Annotated in this window: 15 protein-coding genes and 1 other RNA gene; 7 read left to right on the forward strand and 9 right to left on the reverse strand. The window is 69.8% G+C overall.

The window, feature by feature from the left end; translation table 11 throughout:
• The first annotated feature begins 184 nt into the window (after nucleotides 1–184).
• On the forward strand, nucleotides 185–2,311 hold the full coding sequence (locus tag ABD073_RS09460) for a glucose PTS transporter subunit IIA (protein ID WP_343873992.1): 2,127 nt from the start codon (nucleotides 185–187) through the stop codon (nucleotides 2,309–2,311).
• A 64-nt stretch (nucleotides 2,312–2,375) separates the two neighbouring features.
• On the opposite strand, the gene ABD073_RS09465 is transcribed toward ABD073_RS09460, so the two are convergent.
• Genes ABD073_RS09465 through ABD073_RS09475 form a run of 3 tightly spaced genes read right to left on the reverse strand, consistent with a single transcriptional unit; the run spans nucleotide 2,376 to nucleotide 6,607 of the window.
• A complete protein-coding gene (locus ABD073_RS09465; RefSeq protein ID WP_343873993.1) occupies nucleotides 2,376–2,828 on the reverse strand; it encodes a MarR family winged helix-turn-helix transcriptional regulator in 453 nt (150 codons plus the stop codon).
• A gap of 60 nt (nucleotides 2,829–2,888) precedes the next feature.
• Nucleotides 2,889–3,632, reverse strand: a complete 744-nt coding sequence (dprE2, locus tag ABD073_RS09470) for a decaprenylphospho-beta-D-erythro-pentofuranosid-2-ulose 2-reductase (protein WP_343873995.1) — start codon at nucleotides 3,630–3,632, stop codon at nucleotides 2,889–2,891.
• Nucleotides 3,629–6,607 (reverse strand): bifunctional [glutamine synthetase] adenylyltransferase/[glutamine synthetase]-adenylyl-L-tyrosine phosphorylase, encoded by a 2,979-nt coding sequence (locus ABD073_RS09475; RefSeq protein ID WP_386751691.1) that lies wholly within the window; start codon nucleotides 6,605–6,607, stop codon nucleotides 3,629–3,631. The genes dprE2 and ABD073_RS09475 overlap by 4 nt, the downstream gene beginning before the upstream one ends.
• A gap of 137 nt (nucleotides 6,608–6,744) precedes the next feature.
• Here ABD073_RS09475 and ABD073_RS09480 point away from each other — a divergent pair, with 137 nt between their 5' ends.
• Complete coding sequence (locus ABD073_RS09480; RefSeq protein ID WP_343873999.1) at nucleotides 6,745–7,503, forward strand: sterol carrier family protein; 759 nt, start codon at nucleotides 6,745–6,747, stop codon at nucleotides 7,501–7,503.
• 21 nt (nucleotides 7,504–7,524) lie between these two features.
• On the opposite strand, the gene glnA is transcribed toward ABD073_RS09480, so the two are convergent.
• Complete coding sequence (glnA, locus tag ABD073_RS09485) at nucleotides 7,525–8,826, reverse strand: type I glutamate--ammonia ligase (protein ID WP_343874065.1); 1,302 nt, start codon at nucleotides 8,824–8,826, stop codon at nucleotides 7,525–7,527.
• A gap of 101 nt (nucleotides 8,827–8,927) precedes the next feature.
• Here glnA and ABD073_RS09490 point away from each other — a divergent pair, with 101 nt between their 5' ends.
• Complete coding sequence (locus ABD073_RS09490) at nucleotides 8,928–9,830, forward strand: DUF2510 domain-containing protein (protein WP_343874001.1); 903 nt, start codon at nucleotides 8,928–8,930, stop codon at nucleotides 9,828–9,830.
• An 8-nt stretch (nucleotides 9,831–9,838) separates the two neighbouring features.
• Here ABD073_RS09490 and ABD073_RS09495 read toward each other — a convergent pair whose 3' ends face one another.
• Nucleotides 9,839–10,087, reverse strand: a complete 249-nt coding sequence (locus tag ABD073_RS09495; protein ID WP_343874002.1) for a hypothetical protein — start codon at nucleotides 10,085–10,087, stop codon at nucleotides 9,839–9,841.
• 127 nt (nucleotides 10,088–10,214) lie between these two features.
• On the opposite strand from ABD073_RS09495, the gene map reads away from it, so the two are divergent.
• The 3 genes from map to ABD073_RS09510 all read left to right on the forward strand — a co-directional run bounded on the left by map (nucleotide 10,215) and on the right by ABD073_RS09510 (nucleotide 12,282).
• A complete protein-coding gene (map, locus tag ABD073_RS09500; protein WP_343874067.1) occupies nucleotides 10,215–10,967 on the forward strand; it encodes a type I methionyl aminopeptidase in 753 nt (250 codons plus the stop codon).
• 197 nt (nucleotides 10,968–11,164) lie between these two features.
• On the forward strand, nucleotides 11,165–11,878 hold the full coding sequence (locus ABD073_RS09505) for a multicopper oxidase domain-containing protein (RefSeq protein ID WP_343874005.1): 714 nt from the start codon (nucleotides 11,165–11,167) through the stop codon (nucleotides 11,876–11,878).
• Between the two features lie 62 nt (nucleotides 11,879–11,940).
• Nucleotides 11,941–12,282 (forward strand): transposase family protein, encoded by a 342-nt coding sequence (locus ABD073_RS09510; protein ID WP_343874069.1) that lies wholly within the window; start codon nucleotides 11,941–11,943, stop codon nucleotides 12,280–12,282.
• Between the two features lie 91 nt (nucleotides 12,283–12,373).
• On the opposite strand, the gene ABD073_RS09515 is transcribed toward ABD073_RS09510, so the two are convergent.
• Nucleotides 12,374–13,168, reverse strand: a complete 795-nt coding sequence (locus ABD073_RS09515) for a hypothetical protein (RefSeq protein WP_343874007.1) — start codon at nucleotides 13,166–13,168, stop codon at nucleotides 12,374–12,376.
• 109 nt (nucleotides 13,169–13,277) lie between these two features.
• Complete coding sequence (locus ABD073_RS09520; RefSeq protein WP_343874009.1) at nucleotides 13,278–13,457, reverse strand: hypothetical protein; 180 nt, start codon at nucleotides 13,455–13,457, stop codon at nucleotides 13,278–13,280.
• A 118-nt stretch (nucleotides 13,458–13,575) separates the two neighbouring features.
• Between ABD073_RS09520 and ABD073_RS09525 the strand changes: the two genes are divergently transcribed.
• Nucleotides 13,576–13,860 (forward strand): hypothetical protein, encoded by a 285-nt coding sequence (locus tag ABD073_RS09525; protein ID WP_343874012.1) that lies wholly within the window; start codon nucleotides 13,576–13,578, stop codon nucleotides 13,858–13,860.
• On the opposite strand, the gene rnpB is transcribed toward ABD073_RS09525, so the two are convergent.
• An RNA gene (gene rnpB / locus ABD073_RS09530) (RNase P RNA component class A) lies at nucleotides 13,861–14,263 on the reverse strand.
• Nucleotides 14,264–14,276: 13 nt separating this feature from the next.
• Nucleotides 14,277–15,719 (reverse strand): RNB domain-containing ribonuclease, encoded by a 1,443-nt coding sequence (locus ABD073_RS09535; RefSeq protein ID WP_343874014.1) that lies wholly within the window; start codon nucleotides 15,717–15,719, stop codon nucleotides 14,277–14,279.
• Nucleotides 15,720–15,726: the final 7 nt, after the last annotated feature.

Genomic DNA, 15,726 nt, shown 5'->3' on the forward strand with positions numbered 1-15,726 from the left:
ATCCTGCCGAAGACCCCGGCCCCTCACCACACCGGGCCACGACTACCCGCCCCACCTCAAGTCCGAAGAGCCGACAATTCGGACACTCAGGGGGGCCGAAGATGCACCACGGCGCGGCGTGACGTAGCTTGTCGCCAGACGTGCGCCCCGACGCACCAGTCCCACGAGAGAAAGCCCAACGAACATGTCACAAGAGACGGCACGGCGGATCGTCGAGGAGGTTGGCGGAGCGGCCAACATCGCCTCGCTGACGCACTGCGCCACACGCCTGCGATTCCAGCTCAACGACTCGAGCACCGTCGACAAGGCCTCGATCGAGTCCATTCCCGGCGTGATGGGAGCGGTCCCGCAGTCCGGCAACCGCTACCAGGTCGTGATGGGTGGCGCCGTGGCCGGCGCCTACAACGACATCATGCAGCTGCCCGAGATGGCCTCGGCCGGCCAGGCGGCCGCCAAGTCCGACGACGACCTCAAGAAGGAACTGCGCCAGGGCGGCGTGCGCGGCAGCCACGCCTGGATGGACAACTTCTTCGAATTCCTCTCCGACAGCTTCCGCCCCATCCTGGGCGTGCTGCTCGGCGCCTCGCTGATCATCGCCTTCACCGCTGTGCTCGACGCGCTCAAGATCATCGACTTCCGCGCCGCCGACAAGGGCGCCAGCTGGGTCTTCGTCGACGCCATGTGGCGTTCGGTCTTCTACTTCCTGCCGATCATGGTGGCCTACAACGGCGCCAAGAAGCTGAACGTGGACCCGTGGATCGGTGGCGCCGTGATGGCCGCCCTGATGACCCCCAACTTCAAGGACCTCGCCAAGGCGGCCAACACCACCTGCGAGACGCCGAAGTTCGGTGGCGACCCGATCTGCACCGCGCACATCTTCGGACTGCCGATGAAGCTCGCCGACTACGGCGGCCAGGTCTTCGTGCCGCTGATCATGGTGGCCGTGCTGGCGGTGCTCTACAAGTTCCTGCGCAAGATCTTCCCGGACAACCTGCAGATGGTCTTCGTGCCCTTCTTCTGCCTGCTGATCATGGTCCCGCTGACCGCCTTCCTGATCGGCCCCTTCGGCATCTGGCTCGGCGCCACCATCGGCGGCGGGTTGGCCTGGCTGAACACCCATGCCCCCTTCGTCTTCGCCATCCTGATCCCGATGCTGTACCCCTTCCTGGTGCCGCTGGGCCTGCACTGGCCGCTGAACGCCCTGATGCTGGTCAACATCAAGCAGCTGGGCTACGACTTCATCCAGGGTCCGATGGGCGCCTGGAACTTCGCCTGCTTCGGCGCCACCGCGGGCGTGCTCGCGCTGTCGATGAAGGAGAAGGACGTCGAGATGCGCCAGACCGCCTCCGGCGCCCTGGCCGCCGGCCTGCTGGGTGGCATCTCCGAGCCGAGCCTCTACGGCATCCACCTGCGCTTCAAGCGGATCTACCCGTCGATGCTGGTCGGCTGCCTCGTCGGCGGCATCGTGATCGGCGTGCTGGGCCAGGCCTCCCACGGCGTGAAGACCAATGCCTTCGTCTTCACCTCGCTGCTGACCATCCCGGTCTTCAGCCCGATGCTGACCTACGCCATCTCCATCGCCGCGGCCTTCTTCACCGCCATGGCCCTGGTGATGATCCGTGGCTACCGCACCAAGGAGGAGCGCGCGGAGGCCCTGGCCGCCCGTGAGGCCTCCCTGGTCACCGCCGGCGCCCCGGCCAGCTCCAGCGCCCCCGCCGGCTCCGTGACCGCTGCCGCGGCCACCACCGGCGCCGCTGCGGCCGCCGACGCCACCACCCCGGCCACCGGGGCCCCCGTAGCGGCGACGAAGGCCCCCAAGCCGGCCATGCTGCCCGACACCGTCACCGAGATCGGTTCCCCGCTGGCCGGCACCGTGGTGCCGCTGGCCGAGATCCCGGACCCGGTCTTCGCGGCCGGCACCGTGGGTACCGGCGTGGGCATCGACCCCAGCGGCAACACCGTGCACGCCCCGGCGGACGGCAGGGTGGTGGTGGCCCAGAAGACCGGCCACGCCTTCGGCCTGAGCCTGGACAGCGGCGTCGAGCTGCTGGTGCACGTGGGCATCGACACCGTGAACCTGGAGGGTCGCGGCTTCGACGTGCACGTCGCCAAGGGTGACCTGGTCAAGGCCGGCGATCCGCTGGTGACCTTCGACCGGGCCGTCATCGAGGAGGCCGGCTACTCGCTGGTCACCCCGGTGCTGGTGACCAACCACAAGAAGTTCGCCCACGTGGACCAGATCCGCAGCGGCGAGGTGCAGGTGGGCGACCCGCTGGTCGCCACCACCGCAAAGCCCGCCAAGACGGTCTGACCGATCACACGACGAGGGGGTGGGAGCCGAACGGCTCCCACCCCCTCTGACGTGTCCGGACGATTCAGTCGCGACGCAGGTGCTCGCACCGCTCGATCTGGTCGGCCAGCTGCTCCAGCAGCCGGGCCAGCTGGCTCACGTCGTCGCCCTGCCAGCCCTCGAGCATCTCGGCGAACAGGGTCCGGCGCTCCTGCTGGATCCGGTCCAGGGCCTCACGACCCTGACCGGTGAGGGCGGCCATCTGCACCCGGCGGTCGGTGGCATCGGCGAGCTTCTCCACCAGCCCCAGTTCCACCAACCGGCTGATGCGTCGCGAGACGGTGGACAGCTCCAGCTGCAGCGCGGCGGCGAGCTCGGTGATCCGGCAGGGCCCCGCGGCCAGGGCGTCGAACAGACCCAGCTGGCCCGGCTCGAGCCCGGGCACGACGGATCGCTCCCGCCGCCGGACGACGCGGACCAGCGCTCCGGCCCGGATCATGGCGTCAGCCAGCCGGACCACTTCTCCGCTGTTGTTCACGATTCAATTGTTCTCAGCCCTGAGACATTTGCAAGTATGTGACGTTTCAACCAACACGTCTCAGTGACGGATCCGACGCCACAGTCGTCGCGGCACCAGCTGCGCCGCCACCATCGCCGGGCCGAAGCCTGCCGGCACGTGCACCACCTCGCGGCCGCGCCCCAGGGCCTCGACCACTGCTCGCCCCACCTGCTGCGGCGAGACGGTGAAGGCCACCGGCTCGCGTCCCGCCACCATGTCGGTGGACACCGCCCCGGGGCGTACCACCAGTACCTTGACGCCGCCCCCCTGCAAGGCCACCGAGAGGTTGGTGTAGAAGGAATCCATGGCGGCCTTCGATGCCCCGTAGACGAAGTTGGAGCGCCGCACCCGGGTGCCCGCCACCGAGCTGAGCGCGATGATCGTGCCCCTCCCCCTCGACCGCATCGCGGAGCCGAGGGCCACCCCGAGTCCCACGGCCGCGGTGGCATTGACCGTCATCAGCCGCTGGGCCGCGGCCACGTCCTGCCAGGCCTGCTCCTGGTCGCCCAGCAGACCGAAGGCCACCACCGCGTGCGAGACCTCGTGACGGGCAAACACGTCGCGCACCAGCGGCTCGTGGCCGGCCAGGTCGGTGGCGTCGAAGACCGCCTCCTCCACCGCTGCGGCGCCGGCTGCGAGCAGGCGCACACGCTGGTCATCCAGGCCCCGCCCGGGGCGCTGGGCCAGCACCACCGTCGCCCCGATGGCGGGACCGGCCAGCAGTTCCTCGACGACGGCCAGGCCGATCCCGGAGCGGCCGCCCAGCAGCAGCACGGCGCTCATCGCGCACTCCCGTCGCCGCCCCAGAAGAGCCGGTCCACGGCCTGCACGGCATGGCGCGCCAGGCGACGGTGGTCATCCTTCATCACCGAGCTCAGGCCCGGCCCGTAGCCCAGCAGGGTGGCCACCGCCTCCGCCTCGCGCGGGTCGGTGGGGATCACGTCGCTGGCCCGGCCCCGAACCAGCATGATCTTGTTGCGCATCCGGCTGGCGAAGCGCCAGGCCTCCTGCAGCGCCTGGGCGTCGGCGGCCTCCACCAGCCCCGCCTCGCGGGCCGCGGCCAGCGCGGGCAGGGTGGCCGGGGTGCGTAGGGCCGGCAGCTCGTGGGCGTGCTGCAGCTGCAGCACCTGCACCGTCCACTCCACGTCGGACAGGCCGCCCGGGCCCAGCTTGGTGTTGCGCTTGGGGTCGGTGCCGCGCGGGATTCGCTCGGTCTCCATCCGGGCCTTGAGCTTGCGGATCTCGGCCAGATCACCCCGCTCGAGTCCGCCGGCCGGGTAGCGCAGTGGCTCGACGAGCTGCAGCACCTGCGCCGTCAGCTGCGGGTCGCCCGCGCCGTGCGAGGCGCGCAGCAGGGCCTGCTGCTCCCAGGTGACCGACCAGCGCTCGTAGTAGCTGCGATAGCTGGACAGGCTGCGCACCATCGGACCGGAGCGGCCCTCGGGGCGCAGGTCGACGTCGATCTCCAGCGCCGGGTCCGGGCCGCGGGCCGCGAGCATCTGGCGCACCTGGCTGATCAGCGTGCCGGCCTTCTTCAGCGCCTGGTCGTCCTCGCTGTCGGCCATCACGAACATGGCATCGCAGTCGCTGCCCAGGGCCATCTCGCCGCCGCCCCAGCGGCCCATCGCCACCACGCCCAGCGTGGGAGGATCGTCCATCTCGCGGGCGGCCACCTGCAGGGCCGCGTCGATGGTGGCGCCGGCCAGGTCCGACAGGCCCCGGCCCAGCTGTTCCAGGTCGAGCACGTCCAGGATGTCGCCCGCCACCAGGCGCAGCAGCTCCTCGCGCCGGATGGCACGCACCGCGGCCATCGCCTCCTCGCGCCCGGCATGACGCTTCATCGCCGAGGCCATCGAGGCGGTCAGGTCGTCGCGGCTGCGGGGCTGCAGATCACGCTCCTGGGCCAGCATCCGCACCGACGAGGGGGCGCGCTGCAGCAGGTCCACCGCATAGCGGCTCGAGGAGAGCAGCCGCGCCAGGCGCTCGGCCATCTCGCCCTCGTCGCGCAGCGCCCGCAGGTACCAGGGGCTGGCGCCCAGCGACTCCGAGACCTGCCGGAAGCTGAGCAGGCCGTGGTCGGGGTTGGCCCCTTCCGCGAACCAGCCCAGCATGGCGGGCATCAGCTGGCGCTGGATCTCGACGGCCCGGCTGGTGCCGGTGGTGAGCGCCTCGATGTGGCGCAGCGCGGCCGCGGGGTCGGCGAAGCCCAGCACCCGCAACCGGTCGCGGGCCTGGTCGGCGGTGAGCCGCATCTCGTCGGTGCTGAGCCGGGTGACGGCCGCCAGCAGCGGCGAGTAGAAGACCCGCTGGTGCAGCCGCAGCACCTTGCGCGAGCTGGTCCGCCAGGCCTCCTGCAGCTCCTCGCCGGTGCGCAGGCCCATGGCCCGGGCCACCACCCGCAGGGTGTCGGCGTCGTCGGGCATCAGATGGGTGCGTCGCAGCCGGTAGAGCTGGATCCGGTGCTCCAGGGTGCGCTGGAAGCGGTAGGCCTGCGCCATGTCCGCCCCGTCGGCACGGCCGATGTAGCCGTGCGCCTGGAGCTGCGCCAGCGAGGTGAGGGTGGCGCGGGTGCGCAGCCGCTCGTCGGTGCGGCCGTGCACCAGCTGCAGCAGCTGGACGGAGAACTCGACGTCACGCAGTCCCCCGGCGCCCAGCTTGATCTCGCGGTCGGCCTGGGCGGGCGGCAGCAGGCTGATCACCCGCTGACGCATCGCCTGGGTGTCGGCCAGGAAGTGCTCGCGCTCGGCGGCCTGCCAGACGTGCGGGGCCACCAGGTCGACGAAGGCCTGGGCCAGCTCCAGGTCACCGGCCATGGCGCGCGCCTTGAGCATGGCCTGGAACTCCCAGTTCTTGGCCCACTTGTCGTAGTAGGTCGCCATGCTGCCCAGGGTGCGCACCAGGGATCCCTGCTTGCCCTCCGGGCGCAGGTTGGCGTCCACCTGCCAGATGGAGCCCGCGGCGGAGTTCGCCGAGCAGATCCGGCTCACGGCGGCGGCCAGCCGGGTGGCCACGGCCACCGCCTCGTGGCTCTCGGTGGCCTCGTCCGCGGGCTCGGCGACGAAGATCACGTCGATGTCGCTGATGTAGTTCAGCTCCTGGGCGCCGCACTTGCCCATTGCCACGATGCCCAGCCGGGCGCGCTCATGGCCGGCCACCTGGCTGCGCGCCACGGCGAGGGCGGCGTCGATCACCGCGTCGGCCAGGTCGGCCAGCTCCGCGGCCACGTCGTCCACGACGGCGGTGGGCTCGGGGTGGGTCAGGTCGCGCATCGCGATGCGCACCAAGTGGGTGCGGTTGGCCAGCCGCAGCTGGTCCGCGGCGGCCGGGTCCTCGGCCACTGGAGCATCGACCTCCGGGTCCACCCCGACGGCGCGACGCAGCTCGGCGCGGATCCAGGCCGCGTCATGGCGCTCGGGCTGCTCGTGCAGTACCGCGAGCGCCTCCGGATGGGTGCACAGGTGCTGGTTCAACGCCTGGGAGCCGCCCAGCACGGCCAGCAGCCGCGCGAAGGCCTCACCCCGGGCCGCGACGGTGGCCAGCGCCTCGGGATGGTTCTCGTCGAGCCGGTTCAGCCCGGCCAGGGCCAGGTCCGGGTCGGCCACCTGCTCCAGCTGCTGCACCCAGTCGGCGCCCGCGGCCCAGCCCCCGCCACGCTCTTCGGCCCGCAGGCGCAGCGCCTCGAGCTCCTTGGCCGCCATGGCAGCATGGGCGAAGCCGCGGCGAGCCATCTCGCCCGGTGTGCTGGACATCCTCGACATCTGGTCCTCCCGGCCCCAACCTAGCGGGAGGCGGCGCGCCCCGGCAGTCCCCCGGTCCCACGCACCGGGCAGCCGGTTCGTGCCCCCGACATGTCGCGGTAACTTTCCGGAAACCCTTGCCACACAGCATGGAGGACATGAGCATCATGGCGGCCCGCGGAGACCGGACCCTGCGCACCACGGTGGAGGTCGTCTCCTCCCAGTGCCGGGCGCTGGCCGGCGCGCACGGCATGCTCGACCAGGCGTCGCGGGCCCGGATGGTGGTGCTGGTGGATGACGTGCTGGCCGCGCTGGGCAGCCCCACCACCGCCCGCCCCCAGTCCTGGGCCAGCCTGCTGAACCACCGCAGCGTCGGCTCTCGGCACCTGGACGCCATGACCGAGGAGCTGGCGCAGTCCACCCGGGCCGATGCGCTGGGGCGGCTGTGCACCTCGCGGACCGCGGTGCTCGGCACCGAGCTGGCCGGCCAGCTGCCGGCCACCGTGAGCAACCAGTTCGGCAATTCCGCCGTGGTGGACTACCTGCGCGCCACGCTGCTGGAGCTGGCGGTGCTCTCGCTCGCCGGCGGTCCGCAGTGCCTGCAGCCCGCGGCGCTGCGCAGCTGCGTGCGCTCCCTCTCGCAGGCCCTGGGCGAGCGCTTCGCCGGGCACACCATCGAGGCCCGGATCCCCCCGGCCAGCGCGGTGCAGCTGTCCGCCTTCGGGCAGGGGCCCACCCACACCCGCGGCACGCCGCCCAATGTGGTGGAGACCGACGAGTTGACCTGGCTGGAGCTGGGCACGGGCCTCACCAGCCTGGAGCAGGCCGTCGAGGACCGACGCGTCACCGCCTCCGGGGTGCATGCCCTGGAACTGGCCCGGATGCTGCCCGTCGTGGACCTCTCCCGGCTGACCTGAGCCGAGCGTCCCGCCCCCGGCTCAGAGCCGGGGCAGCAGGGTGGACAGCTCGTGCGGGGTGACCTGGCGGCGGTACTCCTCGAACTCCTGGCGCTTGTTGCGCAGGAAGTAGTCGAAGACGTGCTCGCCCAGGGTCTCGGCCACCAGCTCGGAGTTCTCCATCAGGGCGATGGCCTCGTCCAGGTTGTGCGGCAGGCTCTGGATGCCCATCGCGCGGCGCTCCCGGTCGGTGAGCGCCCAGACGTCGTCGGCTGCCTCCTCGGGCAGCTCGTACTCGTTCTCGATGCCCGACAGGCCGGCATTGAGGATCAGCGCATAGGCCAGGTAGGGGTTGGCCGCCGAGTCCAGGCTGCGCAGCTCGATGCGGGCGCTGGAGGACTTGTCCGGCTTGAACATCGGGATCCGCACCAGGGCGGAGCGGTTGTTGCGGCCCCAGCAGATGAAGGAGGGTGCCTCGCCGCCGCCCACCAGCCGCTTGTAGGAGTTGACCCACTGGTTGGTGACGGCGGTGATCTCGCCGGCATGGTGCAGCAGGCCGGCGACGAAGTGCTTGCCGATCTTGCTCAGCCGGTAGACGTCGCTGGCGTCGTAGAAGGCGTTGTTGTCACCCTCGAACAGACTCATGTGGGTGTGCATGCCGCTGCCCGCGTGGTTGGTGAAGGGCTTGGGCATGAAGCTGGCCTCGATGCCCTGGCTGACCGCCACCTCCTTGACCACCACGCGGAAGGTCATGATGTTGTCGGCCATGGTCAGCGCATCGGCATAGCGCAGGTCGATCTCGTGCTGGCCGGGAGCGCCCTCGTGGTGGCTGAACTCCACGCTGATGCCCATCCGCTCCAGCATCTGGATGGCGTCGCGACGGAAGTCGGTGCCGTCACCCAGCGTGGTGTGGTCGAAGTAGCCGCCGGTGTCCAGCGGGGTGGGCTCGACGCCGGGCACCACCGGGGGCTTGAACAGGAAGAACTCGATCTCGGGATGGGTGTAGAAGGTGAAGCCCATGTCCGAGGCCTTGGTGAGCGCCCGCTTCAGCACGTGGCGCGGGTCGGCGAAGCTGGGCGAGCCGTCCGGCAGCGAGATGTCGCAGAACATCCGCGCGGTGTTGCTCTGGGTGCGCCAGGGAAGCATCTGGAAGGTGGAGGGGTCCGGGTGGGCCACCATGTCCGACTCGTAGACCCGGGCATAGCCCTCGATGGCCGAACCGTCGAAGCCGACGCCCTCGGCGAAGGCGCCCTCCAGCTCGGCGGGGGCGATCGCCACGGACTTCAGGAAGCCCAGCACGTCGGTGAACCAGAGGCGGACGAAGCGGACGTCGCGTTCCTCCATCGTGCGCAGTACGTACTCTGTCTGCCTGTCCATGGCGTCATCCTGCCCCGGCAGTGTTTCAGGTGGGTAACAGGTCCCGGCGCCCGCCTAGACTCGGGGACATGTCGATGCCTGGCTGGTACCCGGATCCCGCGGGAAATCCCGGACACTTCCGCTACTGGGACGGCGCCTCATGGTCGCAGCAGACCACCACGGACCCGTCCTCGGCCGTGCCCGGCAGCACCGCGCCCGCCGGGCGGGAGCGCAAGGGGGTGCTCGGCCTGCTGCTGGGCGGCCTGGCCGCGCTGCTGGTGCTCTCGCTGCTGATCTGGGCGCTCTTCTTCCGCGAGGCCGGCTTCACCCCGGTGCCCGAGGACACCAATTCTGCCTCGCCGACCGGCCCGGTCTGGAACGAGACCGACACCCCCACGCCCACCCCGTCGGGCAGCACCGAGCCCGCCCCCAGCGGTGGCTCGATGGTGGACTGCCCCACCGGCGGCGGAGACGTGGTGCCCGCCACCGGAGACCGGCTGCACGGTGGCGGTCTGTCGGTGCCCCGGATCGAGGGCTGGGACGATGCCACTGCCATGCTCTTCACGCTGCCCTGGGTGCAGAACATGCAGGCGCAGACCAAGGTGATCCACCGGGCCGGCGGCACCAGCTGGTTCAGCGTGAACGCGGTGGGCGCGCTGGCGGTGGCCGACGGCTTCGAGGACCCGCGCACCAGCGCCCAGCAGATGATGAGCTGCTTCGCCACCTCCGGCTACTACTCGGGCTTCACCGGCCGCAAGGACCTCTCCAGCCAGGCCGTCACCATCGACGGGCACAAGGGCTGGTGGTTGCGCAGCGAGGTCCACGTGGAGATGGCTGCCCTGCCTCAGGTGGAGGGCGACGTGATCGACGTGGTGATCGTCGACACCGGCGACGGGGAGTCGTTGGGGGCCTACGTCAACTCCGGCACCATCGGCGACACCGAGGTGCTGGACGCCCTGGCCAGGTCCCGCGAGGCGATGACCGTCGGCTGAGCCCGGGGTCAGTGCTTGAACGGGCCCCAGCCCTCGGAGGGCTCGTCGCCCTGCTCCTCCTCGGCCTGCTCGGTCTCGTCCTCGTCATTGAAGCGGGGATCGTTGTCCCAGGCCTCGTTGCGCTGGGCCACCTCGTCGACGGCCCGGGCCGCCTCCTCGCGGGTGGCATAGGGGCCGAGCCGGTGGGCCGCCTTCTCCTCGTCGCCGCGTACCACGCGGTGCTGCTTGAGGGACCAGTACCACTGCTCGTCGCTCATCGTCGTCTCCTGACTAGACTGCCTGGTTGTGAGTGAGATCAAGCCCTTCCCCGTCAGTCCGCGCCGCGCCGTTCCCAGCTCGATCGAGCGCCCGGAGTACGTGGACAGGCCTGGCCCAACACCGTACATGGGCTCCCACGTGCAGGACGCGGAGACGATCGAGAAGATGCGCGAGGCCGGCCGGATCGCCTGCGGCGCCATGCACGAGGCCGGCAAGGCCATCGCGCCTGGCGTCACCACCGACGAGCTGGACCGCATCGCACACACCTACATGCTCGACCACGGCGCCTACCCCTCCACGCTGGGCTACCGCGGCTTCCCGAAGAGCTGCTGCACCAGCGTCAACGAGGTGATCTGCCACGGCATCCCCGACGCCCGCCCGCTGGAGGACGGTGACCTGGTCAAGATCGACGTCACCGCGTACAAGGACGGCGTGCACGGCGACAACTGCTACACCTTCGGCTGCGGCGACGTGGACGAGGAGTCCCGGCTGCTCACCGAACGCACCCAGGAGGCCATGAACCGGGCCATCCGGATGGTGAAGCCGGGCCGCCCGATCAGCGTGATCGGCCGCGTCATCGAGAGCTATGCCAAGCGCTTCAACTACGGGGTGGTGCGCGACTACACCGGCCACGGCGTCCACACTGCCTTCCACTCCGGCCTGGTCATCCTGCACTACGACGAGCCGCGGCTGGACACCCCGATGGAGGTGGGCATGACCTTCACCATCGAGCCGATGCTCTGCCTGGGTGACTACCGCTCCCACCAGTGGGACGACGGCTGGACCGTGGTCACCAATGACCGCTCCCGGGTGGCCCAGTTCGAGCAGACCATCGTGGTCACCCCGGACGGCGCGGACATCATCACGCGCCTCGAATGACCCCCGTGGGGCCCGCACCGCGGGCCCCACGCCCATTCCCCGGACAATGTCGAGCGCTCTGCCTCCAGTGCTGGACCATTGGCGGCCTACTCGTCTCGGCGACACGCTCTGGGCGCACTCGTTCTCGGGGGATACATCATGGACCTGCCTCGCCGCGCCTTCTTCCAGGCACGGGCGCAGGAGCGCTGACGCTGTACGTGACCAATGCCTTCGGCATGCCGCAGGCCGCCGCCTCGATCCCGGGCGGCTCGGAAGGCCGGCCGGATCGTGATCGCCCCGCCGAGCGCGTGGACATCACCGTCGACTTCGCCTCCCACACCATGCTGGTCGTGCTCTCCGGCACCCCCGGCGGCGTGATGGAGATCACCGGCACCATGTGGGGCGATCCGGGCACCGAGAACCCCGGCGTGGGCGCGGTGGAGGACTGGGAGATCTACACCATCGTCCAGAACGCTCCGGTGCCGCACCCGATCCACATCCACGAGACCACCTTCGAGGTCGTGGAGCGTCGGATGATCGACTACGACGTCGAGGCCAGGGTGATGACCAGGGGCCCGAAGGTGTTGCTCTCGCCGAGCAGGACCGGCCGTAAGGACACCGCCTTCGTCTACCCCGGCGCGATGATGCGGGTGCGGATGCGCTTCTCCACGCCCAGGCAGTACATGTGGCACTGCCACCTGCTGGAGCACGAGGACGACGAGATGATGTGTCCCTTCCGGGTGGGCCCCTGGCAGGCCGGCCAGCCGGCCGATATGCGGCTCTTCGGACTTGAGGTGGGGCGGGTAGTCGTGGCCCGGTGTGGTGAGGGGCCGGGGTCTTCGGCAGGATCAGCAGCGACCAAACTCGCTGTTCCAAGAAGACCCCGACTGTGTGTGAGCCTACCGACTACTGCCCGCGTTGTGATGCCCTGATCGACCTGTCTGGTCTGCACGTGACCGCCGTCGAGCGCGCCCCCGACACGATCACCGTGGAGGTGGAGTCCGCCCCTGGCGAGGGATTCTGTCCCGACTGCGGCGTTCTCGCGCGGTCTCACGGCCGCCATGCCCGGGTCCTGCACGATGTTCCCTTCGGCGACACGGCGGTCGTGATTGTGTGGCGCACCCGCACGTGGCGTTGCGCCGAACCCTTGTGCGGCAAGGGCTCGTTCACCGAGCAAGACCCGGCGGTCGCCGCGCCCAGGGCCCTGTTGACCGGCTCTTCGGACTTGAGGTGGGGGTCACGTGTCGAGGCCGCCGGGACGGGAGCAGCTGATGAGGGGACGAGTCGGCCTCTAAGCCGGATTCAGCCTGCGCTTGGCGGACGACTAGGTGAGTGACACGAAGAATACCTCCCGACTAGGATTTTTGCCGATTTGAGCGTTTCTACGATTTGCACGCTTTTCGGAATCTTCGGGACTTCGGACGGGACTAGCGAAGGTCTCCCAGCGTGGGCCGCTTCAGGACCCCCTTCAGCCGAACCGCATCCCGAGAGGCTCGGGCCGCTGCGACACCTAGAGGCAGGACCACCACCAACGAAGCAAGCCACCCCAAGACGTGGGACGGATACTTCACCAGAGGTTGCCACCCCCAGAAGCCCAACAGGCCAGCCAAGAGGAGCACGCTTAGATCCAGCAGGACCGCCCAGACGATCGCCCGGGCGGCCGCGAACTTCCCCGCTTCGTCGGGCGTATGCACGCGCACCCCCTCCAGCTTTCCCAACAGCTCTACCTTCACGTCATCACTCCCGCAAATGAACTGTTGAACGATCTCGTCACCACGATGCAAAGTAGCGGGACGAGCCATAATGCGCTGATCCAAGTCACTAAAGAAGGCGCTCGTGAAGTCTTTGTCGCCAAGCGGGAAGGCGTAGGGCGAGGCCCCCCGAGCAGTGATATTGAGAGCGATTCCACGCGGACCGGGAGTCCACTGATACTGCTGGATTGGCTGCGTCACCTCTGTCCAGAAGTCCGGCCCCAACCAGTGTCTGATTCGAACCGTCATGATGACCGGGTCTGGAATCTCCGTGCGCCAGTGTGGCCCGTCGTAGTGGAGCTTCAAGTAACCCTGACCCGCATGCAGGTCAATCGGCTGCCGCTCAACTGTCAGGACGAGATGAGCCCTAAACGGGCTGAAAACGAACCAGAGGGCCCCAAAGCCGGCGAGGGTCATTGGTACCGTCATCCATTGAATGAGGTTTGGGACTGGCGTGACGAACGGCAACACCCCCGCAGGCTATCCATTCCATTCCCCAGAAGCGAAGGCCCCGCCACTGCGAAGAGCGGCGGGGCCTCGTCCCACCCACCCGGGCCGACCGTCAGCCCGGGAAGCTCGGTCAGCCGTCCAGCGTGACCTTGGTCATGTACTGCGGCAGGTTCACGGCCGCGGCGCACCGCTCCTCGATCACGGTCGTGGTCATGTTGCGGATCAGGTCGTCGCCGGCGTAACCGATGACGATCTGGACACCGGCGGAGTGCCGGTAGAAGGTGCCCGCCTGCGAGGGGCCGACGAACAATCGTGCCCGCGGCCATGCCCGGGACGGCCTTCACCGACAGGCCCATCGGGCCGGCGCTCGGGTTGCTGAAGGGATCGACGAGGTACTCGCGTCTCAATACGCCGATCGCCTGCGGCGCGTGCGTGACCAGATCGCCTACTTTCGCAAGCGCGAGGGGATCTCTCAGATCGAGCTTGCCGAGCGAGTGACGGCCGCCGGCTATTCGATTCACGTCTCGACGAGCGTGAAGACGGTTCCGGCCCGGCTATGCCACAAGACCGCCGACGAGACCCTGAACACCTACGCCCACCTCTGGCCGGACTCAGACGCGCGGACTCGTGAGGCGGTCACCGAAACTTTCTCGGACTTTCTACGGACTTCCGGCGTGCAAGCCGCGCGGAATCTCTTGCCAGACAAGGAATAAGGGACGAGCCGGCCTGTAAGCCGGATTCTGTACCGCGTGAGCGGCGGTGGTCATCCATCTGCGAATGCCGTTGCCGACATCCTTCGACGCCTGCGCGTCGTGCGACCTACCCGGAGGCTCGGGCGGGCAGCCCTCGAACGCCTCCGGCCCACCGAGGTGGGCACAACTTGGTCTTGCTCCGGGTGGGGTTTGCCTGGCCAGCCCAGTCACCTGGGCTGCCGGTGGTCTCTTGCACCGCCGTTTCACCCTTACCAGCAACGAATTGCTGGCGGTCTGTTCTCTGTGGCACTTTCCCGCGGGTCGCCCCGGGTCGGTGTTACCGACCACCCTGCCCTGTGGAGTCCGGACTTTCCTCGATGCGCTGCCCCGTGGGGCCCTGCACCGCGATCACCCGGCCGACTCGTCCGTCGGACAGTCTACGCGCTGGTGAAGCGCACCTGGCCCGCGACCAGGTCCACCGACTCCAGCCGCACCTGGACTGTGTCGCCCAGGGCCACCCCGTCGAGCTTCAGGTGCGCCTCGGTGGCCGGGTCGGCGATGGAGATGTCGCCGGTGCCCTTCTTGTCGTCGACGTCCACCAGGGTGCCGGTGAAGACCTCCCCAATCCGGTTGGAGAGCACCAGCGCCTCGGTGAGGTCCACCACGCCGCGCTCGAACTTCTTGGCGCGACGGTCGGACTCGGCCATGGTCTGCGGAAGGGCGGGCAGTGCCTCCAGCACCCATTGGGGGATCTCGGTGCCGGCGCACAGGTGCACGCAGATCTCGCCCACGTAGCGGTCCACCAGACGGCGCAGCGGCGCCGTGCAGTGGGCGTAGTCGGCGGCCAGCGCGTTGTGCTTCAGGTTGCTGCCGCGGGTGGTCTCGTCGATGACGGTGTAGGCGGCGCCACGGAACAGGGTGGTGCACTCGGTCATCATCGCGAGGTGGCTGGGCTGGCTGACGTCCAGCGAGCGGACGAAGTCCGGGTAGTCGCGCTCGGCGGGCCAGTCGATGCCCAGGCTGCGGGCGGTGCGGCGCAGCCGGGCCACGTCGCGCTCGTCGGCCGGCGGCAGGGTGCGCAGGATCCCGACGCCGGCCTCCAGCATCATGCCGGCGGCCGCCATGCCGGTGAGCAGCGAGATCTGGGCATTCCAGTCCTCCACCGGCAGCGGGGCGCGGAAGACGACGTGCCAGCCGGACTCGTCGGCGACGATCTCCTGCTCGGGCAGGTTGAGGCTGACGCCGCCGCGGTCGATCTCCTGCTGCTGGCGCAGCTGGCCGATCTCGCGCAGCAGGAGCAGCCACTCGGGTGCCTGGCCGGCGTCGAGCTGCTGCTGCACGCCCGTGTAGCTGAGCCGTTCGGTGGAGCGGACCAGGGCACGCTCCACGGTGGCGGCGGTCTGCGCACCGGTGGCGTCCAGGCGCACCTGCCAGACCAGGGCGGGCCGGGCGGTGCCGTCGGACAGCAGGCTGGCGGCCGCCTCGCTGAGCTGCGGCGGGTGCAGCGGGGCACGCTGGCTGGGCGCGTAGAAGGTCTGGCCGCGGCGCTGCGCCTCGGCGTCGATGGCGCCGCCCGGCTCCACCCAGGCCGCGACGTCGGCGATCGCGTACCAGACCAGGTAGCCGTCGCCCTCTCGCTGCAGGTACATCGCCTGGTCCAGATCCATCGAGCCCTCGGGGTCGATGGTGACGAAGGGCAGGTCGGTGCGGTCGGCCCGCTCCCCCAGCTCCAGCGGACCGGCGGCGACGCGGCGCTCCGCCTCGGCCAGCACCTCGGGGCCGAAGTCCTGCGGGACCTCCAGCTCGGTGCGCAGCCGGTCCAGACCCTCGCGGATCTGCTCGGGGACCTGTTCGGCGATGGAGATGTGGCGTGCGGGCATGCGTCCT

It is taken from the genome of Luteococcus peritonei, from assembly GCF_039526385.1.
GTDB classification, from domain to species: domain Bacteria; phylum Actinomycetota; class Actinomycetes; order Propionibacteriales; family Propionibacteriaceae; genus Luteococcus; species Luteococcus peritonei.

Coding starts and splice junctions, on each gene's coding strand:
- ABD073_RS09460 (WP_343873992.1), top strand. CDS start 185: ATGTCACAAGAGACGGCACGGCGGATCGTCGAGGAGGTTGGCGGAGCG.
- dprE2 (WP_343873995.1), bottom strand. CDS start 3,632: ATGAGCGCCGTGCTGCTGCTGGGCGGCCGCTCCGGGATCGGCCTGGCC.
- ABD073_RS09475 (WP_386751691.1), bottom strand. CDS start 6,607: ATGTCGAGGATGTCCAGCACACCGGGCGAGATGGCTCGCCGCGGCTTC.
- ABD073_RS09480 (WP_343873999.1), top strand. CDS start 6,745: ATGAGCATCATGGCGGCCCGCGGAGACCGGACCCTGCGCACCACGGTG.
- glnA (WP_343874065.1), bottom strand. CDS start 8,826: ATGGAGGAACGCGACGTCCGCTTCGTCCGCCTCTGGTTCACCGACGTG.
- ABD073_RS09490 (WP_343874001.1), top strand. CDS start 8,928: ATGTCGATGCCTGGCTGGTACCCGGATCCCGCGGGAAATCCCGGACAC.
- ABD073_RS09495 (WP_343874002.1), bottom strand. CDS start 10,087: ATGAGCGACGAGCAGTGGTACTGGTCCCTCAAGCAGCACCGCGTGGTA.
- map (WP_343874067.1), top strand. CDS start 10,215: ATGGGCTCCCACGTGCAGGACGCGGAGACGATCGAGAAGATGCGCGAG.
- ABD073_RS09535 (WP_343874014.1), bottom strand. CDS start 15,719: ATGCCCGCACGCCACATCTCCATCGCCGAACAGGTCCCCGAGCAGATC.